The organism is Arenivirga flava (genome assembly GCF_030161575.1).
GTDB lineage: Bacteria > Actinomycetota > Actinomycetes > Actinomycetales > Microbacteriaceae > Arenivirga > Arenivirga flava.
Window position 1 is genome coordinate 2,507,409 of sequence record NZ_BSUL01000001.1, and the last position, 12,950, is coordinate 2,520,358.

At 73.7% G+C, this 12,950-nt stretch carries 12 protein-coding genes; 9 read left to right on the forward strand and 3 right to left on the reverse strand.

Annotation, left to right across the window (positions count from 1 at the left end):
• Position 1: 1 nt before the first annotated feature.
• Complete coding sequence (ccsB, locus tag QQK26_RS12105; RefSeq protein WP_284233106.1) at positions 2-991, forward strand: c-type cytochrome biogenesis protein CcsB; 990 nt, start codon at positions 2-4, stop codon at positions 989-991.
• Between the two features lie 124 nt (positions 992-1,115).
• On the opposite strand, the gene QQK26_RS12110 is transcribed toward ccsB, so the two are convergent.
• Positions 1,116-2,144 carry an o-succinylbenzoate synthase gene (locus tag QQK26_RS12110; RefSeq protein ID WP_284233108.1) on the reverse strand — a complete coding sequence of 343 codons (1,029 nt, stop codon included), beginning with the start codon at positions 2,142-2,144 and terminating at the stop codon, positions 1,116-1,118.
• An 85-nt stretch (positions 2,145-2,229) separates the two neighbouring features.
• Between QQK26_RS12110 and QQK26_RS12115 the strand changes: the two genes are divergently transcribed.
• The 3 genes from QQK26_RS12115 (at position 2,230) to QQK26_RS12125 (ending at position 5,568) form a co-directional block, all read left to right on the forward strand.
• Entirely contained in the window at positions 2,230-3,135 is a 906-nt protein-coding gene (locus tag QQK26_RS12115; RefSeq protein ID WP_284233110.1) for a 1,4-dihydroxy-2-naphthoyl-CoA synthase, read from the forward strand.
• Complete coding sequence (locus QQK26_RS12120) at positions 3,135-4,259, forward strand: AMP-binding protein (protein WP_284233111.1); 1,125 nt, start codon at positions 3,135-3,137, stop codon at positions 4,257-4,259. The genes QQK26_RS12115 and QQK26_RS12120 overlap by 1 nt, the downstream gene beginning before the upstream one ends.
• Before the next feature lie 304 nt (positions 4,260-4,563).
• A complete protein-coding gene (locus QQK26_RS12125; protein WP_431308005.1) occupies positions 4,564-5,568 on the forward strand; it encodes a 1,4-dihydroxy-2-naphthoate polyprenyltransferase in 1,005 nt (334 codons plus the stop codon).
• 67 nt (positions 5,569-5,635) lie between these two features.
• On the opposite strand, the gene QQK26_RS12130 is transcribed toward QQK26_RS12125, so the two are convergent.
• Positions 5,636-5,896 carry a DUF4229 domain-containing protein gene (locus QQK26_RS12130; RefSeq protein ID WP_284233113.1) on the reverse strand — a complete coding sequence of 87 codons (261 nt, stop codon included), beginning with the start codon at positions 5,894-5,896 and terminating at the stop codon, positions 5,636-5,638.
• Positions 5,897-5,957: 61 nt separating this feature from the next.
• Here QQK26_RS12130 and QQK26_RS12135 point away from each other — a divergent pair, with 61 nt between their 5' ends.
• Positions 5,958-6,323: a PLD nuclease N-terminal domain-containing protein gene (locus QQK26_RS12135; RefSeq protein ID WP_284233114.1), complete on the forward strand. Its 366-nt coding sequence runs from the start codon at positions 5,958-5,960 to the stop codon at positions 6,321-6,323.
• A complete protein-coding gene (gene menD / locus QQK26_RS12140) occupies positions 6,320-7,990 on the forward strand; it encodes a 2-succinyl-5-enolpyruvyl-6-hydroxy-3-cyclohexene-1-carboxylic-acid synthase (RefSeq protein WP_284233115.1) in 1,671 nt (556 codons plus the stop codon). The genes QQK26_RS12135 and menD overlap by 4 nt, the downstream gene beginning before the upstream one ends.
• A 306-nt stretch (positions 7,991-8,296) precedes the next feature.
• On the opposite strand, the gene QQK26_RS12145 is transcribed toward menD, so the two are convergent.
• On the reverse strand, positions 8,297-9,514 hold the full coding sequence (locus tag QQK26_RS12145) for an isochorismate synthase (RefSeq protein WP_431308037.1): 1,218 nt from the start codon (positions 9,512-9,514) through the stop codon (positions 8,297-8,299).
• Positions 9,515-9,647: 133 nt separating this feature from the next.
• On the opposite strand from QQK26_RS12145, the gene ubiE reads away from it, so the two are divergent.
• The 3 genes from ubiE to QQK26_RS12160 all read left to right on the forward strand — a co-directional run bounded on the left by ubiE (position 9,648) and on the right by QQK26_RS12160 (position 12,922).
• A complete protein-coding gene (ubiE, locus tag QQK26_RS12150) occupies positions 9,648-10,346 on the forward strand; it encodes a bifunctional demethylmenaquinone methyltransferase/2-methoxy-6-polyprenyl-1,4-benzoquinol methylase UbiE (protein WP_284233119.1) in 699 nt (232 codons plus the stop codon).
• A gap of 81 nt (positions 10,347-10,427) precedes the next feature.
• Positions 10,428-11,486, forward strand: coding sequence for a polyprenyl synthetase family protein (locus QQK26_RS12155; protein ID WP_284233121.1), 1,059 nt, complete (start codon positions 10,428-10,430; stop codon positions 11,484-11,486).
• Between the two features lie 50 nt (positions 11,487-11,536).
• Positions 11,537-12,922 carry an FAD-dependent oxidoreductase gene (locus tag QQK26_RS12160; RefSeq protein ID WP_284233123.1) on the forward strand — a complete coding sequence of 462 codons (1,386 nt, stop codon included), beginning with the start codon at positions 11,537-11,539 and terminating at the stop codon, positions 12,920-12,922.
• Positions 12,923-12,950 lie beyond the last annotated feature (28 nt).

The following is a 12,950-nucleotide window of genomic DNA, read 5'->3' on the forward strand; positions in this document are numbered from 1 at the left end:
CGTGACCCCATCGCTCGACACCGTCTCGGTGATCCTCGTCTACTCGGCCATCGCCGTGTACGCGCTGGCCTTCATCGCGTTCACCATGGACCTGGCGCGCCGTGCCGGCGAGGTGCGCACGGTCGCCGCAGCCTCGGTGGGCACCGCTGCCTCGAGCGGCTCGGGCGGCACCGCGCTGCTCGACCGCGAGCAGATCGAGGCGGGCGACGCCACGGCCTCGCGCGGGCGCCTCGTCTGGCTGCGCATCGGCCTCTCGCTGACGATCATCGGCTTCGTGGTGCACCTGGTCGCGACGGTGCTGCGCGGCCTCGCCGCCGAGCGCGTCCCGTGGGCCAACATGTACGAGTTCTCGCTCACGGCGACGCTCATCATCACCGCGGTGTTCCTCGGCGTGCAGCTGCGTCAGGACCTGCGCTTCCTCGGCACCTTCATCATCGGCCTCGTCACCGTGCTGCTCGGCCTCTCGACGGTCGGCTTCTACGTGAGCGTCGTGCCGCTGCCGCCATCGCTGCAGTCGATCTGGCTGATCATCCACGTCTTCGTCGCCTCGCTCGGCACGGCGTTCCTGGGCCTGGGCGCGGCGCTGTCGATCATGCAGCTGCTGCAGCACCGCCGCGAGGGTCTGCCGGTCGAGTCGCGCTTCACCCGGATGCGGGCCTTCGCCTCGCTGCCGGACGCGGAGAAGCTCGAGAACCTGGCGTACCGGCTCATCATCGTCGGCTTCGTGTTCTGGACCTTCACGCTCATCGCCGGCGCGATCTGGGCCGAGGCGGCCTGGGGCCGCTACTGGGGCTGGGACGTCAAGGAGGTCTGGACCTTCGTGATCTGGACCATCTTCGCCGGGTACATCCACGCCCGTTCCACCCGCGGCTGGCGCGGCGTGCCGAGCGCCTGGCTCGCGATCGTGGGCTTCAGCTCGGTGCTCTTCAACTACACGGTCGTGAACCTCTTCTTCAACGGCCTGCACTCCTACTCGGGGCTCACAGAGTAGGTCGCGCACGCTCCGCCGCGGGCCACGAACGGCACCTGCTTCCACCTCGGCACGAGCGTCTCCGGGCGGGAGAGTCCCGGGCGGGGCCCGAGCATCCCCGGGAGCGCGCGCCGGGTGCGCGAACCTAGAGCAGCGCGCGGGCGCGGCGCAGGCGCTCGCGCCACCAGGCGTCGCGCTCGGGCGAGGCCGCGTGCGCCGCGAGCAGCGCGGGGTCCGGGGTCACACGCGCGACCGGGATCGCGCCGGCGACGGGCACGAGCGGATGCGCGGTCACATCCGCCGCCAGGAGCGCCGCCGTGCCGAGTCCACAGGCCGCCGCCGTCTCGTGCGCGAGGCCGAGCGCCGCGGCGAGGTGCGCGCCCTGTGCAACGCCGACGGAGCTCTCCAACGCGCTCGACACCACGGCCGGCAGGCCGGCCTCGGCAACGATCGCGGCGGCCCGCCGGACGCCGCCGAGCGGCTGCGCCTTGATCACGAGCAGATCGGCCGCACCGGCACGGGCGACCGCCAGCGGGTCCTCGGCCTTGCGAACGCTCTCATCGGCCGCGATGCGCACGAGCCCGCCGAGCCGTTCGCGTACCGCTGCCAGCTCGGGCACGGTCGCGCAGGGCTGCTCCGCGTACTCGAGGCCGACCTCGGCCAGCTCGGTGAGCGCCGCCGTCGCCACGTCGACCGTCCATCCGCCGTTGGCGTCGACGCGGATGCGCCCCTCCGGGCCCAGCGCGATGCGCACCGCGCGCACTCGGGCCAGGTCGTCGGCGAGGGACTGGCCGCGTTCGGCCACCTTCACCTTCGCGGTGCGGCAGCCGGGGAAGCGCGCGAGCAGCTCCGGCACGTCGGCGGCGGGGATCGCGGGCACGGTGGCGTTGACGGGGACGGAAGCGGCCGCGGCTGGTGCGGGGGAGCCGTGCGCCGCATCCGCTCGTCCGTTCCCGCCCGGCGTCGCGATGCCGCCCCAGCCGAACTCGATCGCGGCGGCGAGCCAGTTCGCGGTCTCGGCGTCGCCGTACTCGACGAAGGGCGAGAACTCCGCCCAGCCGTCCGGGCCCTCCAGCAGCAGCAGCTCGCGGGTCACGATGCCGCGGAAGCGCGTGGTGAGGGGCAGCGAGACCACACGCGCTCGTTCGAGCAGGACGTCGGCGGAGGGCAGCATCCCACCAGTCTGCCCCGCGCGTTCCGCGCACCGCCCCGGGCACCCTGCAAGCGTGGGGCGGCCGAGCCGCGCGTAGGCTGGCCGCATGCCCGTCTCCGACCTCTTCGACGAGACGCAGTGGACCGAGGCGCCCGTCGCCGCGGACTTCACCGACGTCACGTACCACCTCGACACGACGGGCCGCATCGCCCGTATCGCCTTCGACCGCCCGGAGGTGCGCAACGCCTTCCGCCCGCACACGGTCGACGAGCTCTCCGCCGCGCTCGACGACGCCCGGCAGAACCCGCGGGTCGGCGTGGTGCTGCTCACCGGCAACGGGCCGAGCCCGAAGGACGGCGGATGGGCGTTCTGCTCCGGCGGCGACCAGCGCATCCGCGGGCGGGCCGGCTACCAGTACGCATCGTCCGACGAGGCGGCGGGCGTCGACCCCGGCAAGGCCAGCCGGCTGCACATCCTCGAGGTGCAGCGCCTCATCCGCTTCATGCCGAAGGTCGTCATCGCGGTCGTGCCGGGCTGGGCGGCCGGTGGCGGCCACTCGCTGCACGTCGTCTGCGACCTGACCGTCGCCAGCCGCGAGCACGGTCTGTTCAAGCAGACGGATGCGGACGTCGGCTCCTTCGACGCCGGCTACGGCAGCGCCTACTTCGCCCGCCAGATCGGGCAGAAGTTCTCCCGCGAGGTCTTCTTCCTCGCCGAGACCTACGACGCGCAGCGCGCCTACGAGATGGGCGCGGTCAACCGGGTCGTGCCGCACGCCGAGCTCGAGTCGACGGCGCTCGAGATGGCGCGGACCATCCTCACGAAGAGCCCCACGGCCATCCGCATGCTCAAGTTCGCGTTCAACGCCGTGGACGACGGGCTCGTCGGCCAGCAGGTCTTCGCGGGCGAGGCCACCAGGCTCGCCTACGGCACCGACGAGGCCGTCGAGGGTCGCGACTCGTTCCTCGAGAAGCGGGAGCCCGACTGGTCGCCGTTCCCCTGGCAGTACTGATGCTGCGGGTGCTGCCGGACGATCCGGCGGTGGTGCTGCCGGCGCTGCGCGAGGCGCTCGACGCCGGGCCGGCGATCATGGTGCGCCCGGCGCGCCTGCCGGCTGATGCCGCGCCGGCACCGGCCGAGGTGCCGGAGGGCGTCGCGGTCGTCGTCGAGACCAGCGGCAGCACGGGCCGCCCGAAGCGGGTGCTGCTGACGGCGGAGGCGCTGCTCGCCTCGGCCGCCGCATCCGCTGCGGTCATCGGCGAGGGCCGCTGGCTGCTCGCCCTGCCGCTCACCTACATCGCCGGGCTGCAGGTGCTCGTGCGCTCGATCGCGGCCGGTACCGACCCCGCCGTGCTCTCGGGCGGACCTTTCGATCCGCGCGTCTTCGCCGCGTCCGCGGAGGGCGCCCGCTACGTCTCGCTCGTGCCCGTGCAGCTGGCACGCCTCGTGCAGTCGGCGCAGTCCCGCCCCGAGGTCGCGGCGGCGCTCGTGGGCTTCGACCGCATCCTCGTCGGCGGCCAGCGCAGCGACCCGCGGGTGCTCGAGCAGGCCGCGGCCCTCGGCGCCCGGGTCACCCGCACCTACGGATCGAGCGAGACCGCCGGCGGCTGCGTCTACGACGGCGAGCCGCTGCCCGGCTACCGTGCCGAGGCGGTCGCGGGCGAGCTGCAACTGACCGGGCCGAGCCTCTTCGCCGGCTACCTCGACGATCCGGACCGCACCGGGGCCGCGCTCGTCGAGCGCGACGGTGCGCGCTGGTACCGCACCGGCGACGCGGGCTCCGTCGACGACGGTCGAGTCGCAGTGGTGGGCCGGATGGACGACGTCATCATCTCCGGCGGCGTGAAGGTGGCGCTCGGCGAGGTCGAGCAGGTCGTGCGCGAGGAGTTCCCCGCGCTCGGCGACGCCGTCGTGCTGCGCATCGAGGACGCCGAGTGGGGCGAGGGCTCGCTGGTGGTGGCGGATGCGCGCTTCTGCGGGCGCCGACCCTCCCTCTTCGCGGTGCGCGAGGCCGTCACGACGCGGCTCGGCCGGGCGGCTGCGCCGCGCCGCATCCACTGGCTGGAGCAGGACCTGCCGCGCCTCGCGAGCGGCAAGCCGGACCGCGTGGCCATCCGGGCGCTGGCCGGCGGCTGACCGGGCCGCCCGGTCGCGTCCGCTCGTCCGCTCGGCTACCCGCATCCGCTCGTCTGCTCGGCTTCCCGCGTCCGCTCGGTCGCTCGCGAAGACGTCCCCCTCGGCTTCGGGGCGCCTCGGCGACGATGGGGCATGCGCCCGCGCGCCCCGATGTCGCCGAGGCGCCCCGAAGACAGCGGCCGAGGCGAGCGGCGGCATCGCGGCACCGAAGCGCCGCGGCACCGCGGCCGGAGGCATCGCCGAAGGCCCGGCGAGCCCCGCTGCGGCCCGGAGCACCGCGCGAACGCTCCTAAGATCGATGACCGTGGCGCAGAAGCAGACCAAGAAGCCCAAGGGCAATCCCTCGAAGAGCGGCAACCCCGCGCTGCGCGGACGCATCGAGCAGGGCGCCCCGCCACGCCGCGACGCGAACGCCCGGGACTGGATCGCCGGCGCCCGGCTGCGCACGCTGCCGCTGGCGATCGCCCCCGTCGCGCTCGGCACCTCCGCTGCCTACGTCGCCAACAGCTTCGTCTGGAGTCTCGAGAACCGCGTGATCGCCGCGCTCTGCCTGGTGCTCGCGCTCTTCCTGCAGATCGGCGTCAACTACGCCAACGACTACTCGGACGGCGTGCGCGGCACCGACCGGCACCGCGTCGGCCCCGGCCGTCTGGTCGGCTCGCAGCTCGCGAAGCCGCGCACGGTGCTCACCGTGGCGCTCGTCTTCTTCGCCCTCGCCGCGGCGGCCGGCGTCGCCATCACCGTGCTGAGCGGGCACTGGTGGTTCCTGGCTGTCGGCGCCGCGAGCATCGTCGCGGCCTGGTTCTACACCGGCGGCAAGCGCCCCTACGGCTACATGGCGCTCGGCGAGCTCTTCGTCTTCGTGTTCTTCGGGCTCGTCGCCGTCGCGGGCACGACCTACGCGCAGGCCGACACCGTCAACTTCGAGGCCTGGGCGCTCGCGGTCGCCGCCGGCAGCTTCGCCACCGCCGTGCTGCTGGCCAACAACCTGCGCGACATCGAACAGGATCGCGAGGCCGGCAAGCGCACCCTCTCGGTGCTGATCGGCTCGGCGGCGACCCGTGCGCTGTACGGCGTGCTCATGGCCCTGCCGTACGGCGTGCTGGTCGTGCTCGGGTTCTTCTACACCGGCACCGGCTTCGTGTTCTTCACCCTGCTGCTCGCGCTGCCGGCGATCGTCATCACGGCCACGGCGCGCACGGCGAGGAGCTCGTCCTGGTGCTCAGCCTCACGAGCATCACGGCGCTCGTCTGGGCGATCGGCACCGCGGCGGCCATCGCGCTCTGAGCGGGACGGCATCACGCGCTGAGCACGGCGGCATCGCCGCGACGAGCGGATGCGGGCGGATGCGGTCCCGGCGTCCCCCCCGGGAGGGTTCAGCCCTCGCGTCGCCCCAGCTGCTCGTCCTCGACCTCGTCGTCGCTGCGCTCCGGCTCGCGCCGGCGGCGCGCGGCGATGCTGGCCGCCATGTCCTCGCGCGGCTTGCGCAGCACGAGCAGGCTGATGCCGAGTCCGGCCAGCGCGGCGACCAGCGCCGAGATCCAGACGTCGAGCCCTGCGACGAGGAGCACCGCCAGGATGACGCCGAAGATGATCACGCGCGCAGCGCTGTAGAGGATCCAGGACCGGGCGTTCACCCGCCCAGTGTACGGCCGCCTCCCGGGCCATTCGCACAGGCCCGAGCGCTAGAATCCGGGGATGGCCAGACTGCTCCTCATCCTCCCGGTGGTGGTGCTCGGCTTCATGATCTACGCCATCGCCGACCTGGTGCTCATCGATGAGAACCGGGTGCGCGCCCTGCCGAAGTGGGGCTGGGCCGTGCTCATCGTCCTGCTGCCCGGCATCGGCGCCGTGCTGTGGCTCGTGCTCGGTCGCGAGCGCCGTGGACGTGACCAGCCCGCCCGCCGCGGCCCCACCGCTCCCGACGACGACGCGGACTTCCTCGCCAAGCTGGGCAAGGACGCCGATCAGGACGAGCGCATCCGCCGCCTCGAGGAGCAGCTGTCGCTGCTCGACGACGACGAGGACCCGAACGGCGACGCCGACAAGCCCGGCCGCCGGTGACCGCGCGGGAGGACTCGCCCGCATCCGTCGCCGCGCTGACGCTGCTGGCGCAGCTGCGCGCGCAGGGACTGCGCGACGTGGTGGTGAGCCCCGGCTCGCGCTCGCAGGCGCTCGCGCTAGCCGCGGCCCAGCTGGCGGATGAGGGGCTGCTGCGCCTGAGCGTGCGCATGGACGAGCGCGTCGCCGGCTTCCTGGCCCTCGGCCTGGCCGTCGGCACGGAACGGCCCGTCGCGGTGGTGACGACCTCGGGCACCGCGGTCGCCAACCTGCATCCGGCCGTCCTCGAGGCGCGCCATGCCGGCGTGCCACTGCTGCTGCTCACCGCCGACCGTCCGCAGGAGGCGCGCGGCATCGGGGGCAACCAGACCACGGTGCAGCCCGGGCTGTTCGCGCCGGCGGTGCTCGCCGAGTGGGACGTGCCGGCGCCGACCGCGCAGGACGACCCGTCCGTGCTACGTGGGCTCGCCGCCGAGGCCTACGCCGTCGCCGAGCGCGGGCCCGGCCCGGTGCAGCTGAACCTGGCGTACCGCGAGCCGCTGAGCTCCGCGGGCCTGGCGACACCGCGGCTCGAGGCCGTCGCGGTGCCCGCGCCGCCGACGGATCCCGACTACGTGCGCCTCGCGCCCGAGGAGGGCACCGTCGTGATCGCCGGAGCGGATGCGGGACCGCGCGCCGAGCAGCTCGCCCACGAGCTCGCCGCCCCGCTGCTGGCCGAGATCTCGAGCGGCGCCCGCTTCGGCCCGAACCTCGTCGGCGCCTACCGCGAGCTGCTGGCGGATGCGGGCTTCGGTGGTCGGGTGCGCCGCGCCGTGGTGCTCGGTCACCCCACGCTGAGCCGCGAGGTGCCCGCCCTGCTCGCCCGCGACGACCTCGACGTCATCGTCGAGCGCGGCCGCGCCGGCGAGGACTACCGGCCGTCGGCGCACGCGATCGTCGTCGACGAGGTGCGCGTGCTCCAAGCCTCCCCGGAGCCGTGGATGCGCTCGTGGCCCGGACGCTGGACCCGCGCGAGCCGCGCCCTGCTCGATCGCCCGATCGCGGCGCCCGACCTCACCGCGGCGCGCTCGCTCGACAAGGAGGTGCGCAGCCGCTTCGCCCGCGAGGAGCTGGCGATCGCGCGTCGTCCCGTCGACCGCCGCGGGCTCGTCGAGAGCATCTGGGCCGCGACCTGGCCGCACGACCGCCTGGTGCTGGCGGCCAGCCGCCTCATCCGCGTGGCCGACGGGGCCGTGCCCGGCAAGAAGCTGGTCGTGCACGCCAACCGCGGGCTCGCCGGCATCGACGGCACCATCGCCACGGCGGTCGGCATCGCCACGGCGCAGCAGGCGGATGCGGGCCCCGGCGTCACGCGCGTGCTGGTCGGCGACCTCGCCCTGCTCCACGACGCGGGCGCGCTGCTGCTGCCGCCCGGCGAGCCGCGGCCGCGCATCCAGGTCATCGTGGGTGACGACCGCGGCGGCACCATCTTCGACGGACTCGAAGTGGCCGCATCCGCCCCCTCCGACGCCTTCGACCGCGTGCTGCGCACGCCGCACGAGGTCGACCTCGCCGCGCTCGCCGCGGCCTACGGCTGGAAGCACGTGCGCATCGCCCACCAGCGCGACCTCGACTCGGCGCTCACCGACACCGCGGGCCCGCTCCTCATCGAGGTACCCCTGCCCCGCTGACCCGCGCCGCGCGCCGCCGACGCGCGCCACGCGACGCCGCCCCGCTGACCCGCTGACCCGCGCCACGCGCCGCCGCCGTGCCGCTACCGCGCTGCCGTGCTGCCGTGCCGCTGCCGCTGCCGTGCCGCTGCCGCGCCGCTTCTCAGTCTCGAGGCGACGAGTCAGTCCCGTCGGCGGGCATGAGTTGTCGCTTGGGTACTGAGTCGGGCGCTGCGCTGCGTCCGGAGTCGGGCGCGGCGCGACCCGCGGCGTCACGCGAGGGCGCCGACTCGCGCGCGACCCGCGGTGCCACGAGCGGGCGGCGGCTCAGGCGAAGGCGTCCGCGATCGGGCGGAACTTCATCGCCGTCTCGGCCCGCTCCTGCACGGGCGACGACGCCGCGACGATGCCGGCGCCGGCGTGCGCGGTGATGCGGCCGTCGTCGTCGACCTGGGCGCCGCGCAGCGCGATGGCCCACTCGCCGTCGCCGTGCGCGCCGAGCCAGCCGACCGGGCCCGCGTAGCGTCCGCGGTCGCTCGGCTCGAGCTCGGCGATCAGCGCGCTCGCGACTTCGGTCGGCGAGCCCGCGACGGCCGCGGTCGGGTGCAGCGCGGCGACCAGGTCGAGCGCGGTCGTGCCGGGCTCCAGCGTGGCCTCGAGGTCGCTCGCCAGGTGCCACAGATTCGGCAGCTTCAGCGCGAAGGGCTGCTCGCTCACGGTGACGGTCGCGGCGCGGGCGCGCAGCGCGGTGAGCGCGCTCTGCACGGCGAAGCGGTGCTCGTCCTGATCCTTGGCGCTGGTCGCGAGGGCGACGGCCGCGGCCTGGTCCTGGCCCGCATCCGCTCCTCGCGCACTGCTGCCGGCGAGCACGCGGGTGCGGGCCAGGCCGTCGCGCGCCTCGACGAGGGTCTCGGGGCTGGCGCCGACGAGGCCGTCGACGGCGTAGGTCCAGCAGTCGGCGTAGCTCAGCGCGAGGTCGCAGAGCACGCGGCGCAGGTCGGCGCCGTCGGGCAGCTTGCCGACGAGGTCGCGCGCCAGCACCACCTTCTCGAGCTCGCCCGCGGTGATGCGGCCGATCGCATCCGCCACCGCCGCCTCGTAGCCCTCGCCGTCGAGCGCCCCGGGCAGCAGCGCGATGCGGTACTCCGCGCCGTACGGGCGCACGCGCGGCACGATGGGCGGCCCGGCGAACGGCTCGGTCGAGATCTCGGTGAGGAAGGCGCGGCCCTCGCGCACGCCGATGACGGTGCTCGGCACCTCGAGCACGCTCGGGCGGGCGGAGTCCGGCGAGAAGGCGAAGGCGCCGAAGGCGATCAGCCCCGAGCCGGGCAGCCGCACGGCGTCGTCGACGGTCGCGCCGGCCACGAGCGAGGCCCAGGCGGCGGCGGCCTCGGCGAAGCGGCGACGGCCGTGGAACTCCCAGCGCAGCGTGCGGCCCAGCCCGACGACGCCCTCGCCGCGGCGCTGCACGACGAGCGGATGCACGGGGTCGGCGAGCCCGATCAGCTGCGGGCGGATCTCGAGCGGCGTGGTGCGCACGTGCAGCGGGGGACGGGCAGGGCCTGAGTCACCGGGGGAGTCTACGCCGCCGCCGCCGCACGGGATCGCGGACGGGACGGATCATCCGGCCACGGCACAGCCGCCCGGGCATAGGATCATCCCTGTGAGTCAGGCGGACATGAGCAAGCGACCCGAGGAGGTCGCCGGCATGTTCGACGGCGTCGCCAAGGGCTACGACCGCACGAACAACGCCCTCTCGGGCGGCAACGCCGTGCTGTGGCGCGTGGCGACGGTCAAGGCCGTCGACCCGAAGCCCTCCGAGCGCGTGCTCGACATCGCCGCCGGCACCGGCACGAGCTCCGCGGCGCTCGCGAAGTCGGGTGCGGCCGTGACGGCCCTCGACTTCTCGGCGGGCATGGTCGCGGTGGGCCGCGAGCGCCACCCGGAGATCGAGTTCGTCGAGGCCGACGCCACCGAGCTGCCGTTCGAGGACGAGATCTTCGACGCCGTCACCATCAGCTTCGGCCTGCGCAACATCGTCGACGTGCCGAAGGCGCTCAGCGAGATGTACCGCGTGCTCAAGCCCGGCGGTCGCCTCGTGATCTGCGAGTTCTCCACCCCGCCGGCCCCGATCGTGCGCGCCGGCTACTGGGCCTACCTCGACGTCGTAATGCCGCTGGTCGCCAAGGTCACCAGCACCAACACCGGCGCCTACGACTACCTGGGCGAGTCCATCAAGGCCTGGCCCGACCAGCTCGAGTTGAGCGTGCTCATCCGCAGCGCCGGCTTCACCCGGGTGGCGTACCGCAACCTCACCGCGGGCGTCGTCGCCCTGCACCGCGGCCGCAAACCGGCCGCCTCCCTCCGTCGCTCCTGATCCCGAGCGGATGAGGCCGGAGCGGATGAGCGAACCGCGCGCGTGACGACGACGAACCACCACGGACATGAAGGCAGAACAGTGAACCCGAGCACGCCCCTCGCGCGCCGCAGCACGCTGAGCGGTTCGCTCGGGCTGGGCGAGAAGCTCTTCGCGTCCTCGGACGAGCGCCGCTTCGTGCGCGACATCGAGGACGGGCTCGAGCGGGTCGAGGCGGGGCTGGTCGAGGAGGTGCGCTTCGCCGACGACCTCGCCGACGTGACCACCCGCTACCTGCTCGAGGCTGGCGGCAAGCGCGTGCGCCCCACCCTGACGCTCCTGGTCGCGCAGCTCGGCACCGGGGTGAACGAGCGGGTGCTCCAGGCGGCCCGCGCCATCGAGCTCACCCACCTGGCCTCGCTGTACCACGACGACGTCATGGACGAGGCGCAGCAGCGTCGAGGCGTGCCGACCGCGCAGCACGTCTGGGGCAACTCGGTCGCGATCCTCACCGGCGACCTGCTCTTCGCCCGCGCCTCCAGCCTCATCGCCGGTCTCGGCGAGAAGGCCATGCTCATCCAGGCGAGCACCTTCGAGCGCCTCTGCCTCGGCCAGCTGCACGAGACGATCGGCCCCCGCGACGGCGAGGACCACATCGAGCACTACCTCGGCGTGCTCGCCGACAAGACCGGCTCGCTGATCGCGGCGGCCGCCCAGGTCGGCGTGCTCTTCTCCGACGCCGACGACGCCTACGAGGCCTGCGTCGTGGAGTTCGGCGAGAAGATCGGCATCGCCTTCCAGCTCGTCGACGACGTGATCGACCTCGCCGAGCGCAAGGACGGCACCGGCAAGACCGCGGGCACCGACCTGCGCGCCGGGGTCGCCACCCTGCCCGTGCTCTACCTGCGCCGCGATGCGCAGACGGATGCGGATGCGGCCGCCTTCCTCGAGCGCATCGAGGCGGGCATCGCCTCGGGTGACGACGCGCTGCTCGCGTCGCTCGTCGCCGAGCTGCGCGGGCACGAGGTGACGCAGCGGACGATGACGGATGCGCGCCGCTGGGCCGCGGAGGCCGTCGCCGCGCTCGACCCGCTGCCCGCCGGGCCGGTGAAGAAGGCGCTGACCCGCTTCGCCGACACCATCGTCGAACGATCCCGCTGAACCGCGCGCCCCATCCGCTCGGCTGGGGCACCACCCTGGAAGGAACTCCCGTGACCAAGCTGAGGCTTGCCATAGTCGGCGCCGGTCCCGCCGGCATCTACGCCGCCGACATCCTCATGAAGTCCGAGCGCGCCTTCGACGTGTCGATCGACCTCTTCGACCGGCTGCCCGCCCCGTACGGGCTCGTCCGCTACGGCGTCGCGCCCGACCACCCGCGCATCAAGGGCATCATCAACGCCCTGCGCGAGGTGCTCGACCGCGGCGACATCCGCATCTTCGGCGGCGTCGACTTCGGCACCGACATCACCATCGACGACCTGCGCGAGCACTACCACGCGGTCATCTTCACGACCGGCGCGATCCGCGACGCCGACCTCGAGATCCCGGGCATCGACCTCGACGGCAGCTACGGCGCCGCCGACTTCGTCAACTGGTTCGACGGGCACCCCGATGTGCCGCGCGAGTGGCCGCTCGAGGCGAAGGAGATCGCGGTCATCGGCAACGGGAACGTCGCGCTCGACGTCGCCCGCATGCTCGCCAAGCACGCCGACGACCTGCTGCCGACGGAGATCCCCGACAACGTCTACCGGGGGCTCAAGGCCTCGCCGGTCACCGACGTGCACGTCTTCGGACGCCGTGGCCCCATGCAGGTGAAGTTCACGCCGCTCGAGCTGCGCGAGCTCGGCGAGCAGCACGACGTCGACATGGTGCTCCACGACGAGGACTTCGACTACGACGAGGCCTCGAAGAACGCCATCGCCACGAACAAGCAGGTCATGGTCATCGACCGCATCCTGGGCAAGTGGCGGAAGGAGGCGGAGGAGGAGCGGACCCCTGCGAGCCGCCGCCTGCACCTGCACTTCTACGCGAAGCCCGTCGAGGTCGTCGGCGAGGACGGCAAGGTGGTCGGGTTCCGGTACGAGCGCACGCGTCCGGATGGGCAGGGCGGCGTGGAGGGCACGGGCGAGATCCGCGAGCTGCCGATCCAGGCGATCTACCGCGCGGTCGGCTACTTCGGCTCGCCGCTGCAGGGCATCCCGTTCGACGAGCACCGCGGCGTGATCCCCAACATCGAGGGTCGCGTGCAGCAGGAGGACGAGAGCTCGCCCGGCCAGTTCAACGAGCAGCTGCCCGGCGTCTACGCCAGCGGCTGGATCAAGCGCGGACCCGTCGGTCTCATCGGCGCCACCAAGAGCGACGCCATGGAGACGGTGCAGCACCTCATCCGCGACCAGGCGCACTGGTGGACCCCGGCGCACCCCGAGGAGCAGGCCGTCGTCGACCTGCTGGACTCGCGCGGCGTGCGCTACACCGACCTCGCCGGCTGGCAGCGTCTCGACGCGCACGAGATCGCGCTCGGCGCCGAGCAGGAGCGCGCGCGGGTCAAGGTCGTGCCGCGCGACGAGATGGTCGAGATCTCGCGCGGCGAGGCCTGAGCCTCAGCAGCGCAGCGAACGGCGGTCC

Excerpts from the sequence above, each read along its gene's own strand:
- QQK26_RS12110 (WP_284233108.1), bottom strand. The coding sequence starts at position 2,144 with ATGCTGCCCTCCGCCGACGTCCTGCTCGAACGAGCGCGTGTGGTCTCG.
- QQK26_RS12115 (WP_284233110.1), top strand. The coding sequence starts at position 2,230 with ATGCCCGTCTCCGACCTCTTCGACGAGACGCAGTGGACCGAGGCGCCC.
- QQK26_RS12120 (WP_284233111.1), top strand. The coding sequence starts at position 3,135 with ATGCTGCGGGTGCTGCCGGACGATCCGGCGGTGGTGCTGCCGGCGCTG.
- QQK26_RS12135 (WP_284233114.1), top strand. The coding sequence starts at position 5,958 with ATGGCCAGACTGCTCCTCATCCTCCCGGTGGTGGTGCTCGGCTTCATG.
- ubiE (WP_284233119.1), top strand. The coding sequence starts at position 9,648 with ATGAGCAAGCGACCCGAGGAGGTCGCCGGCATGTTCGACGGCGTCGCC.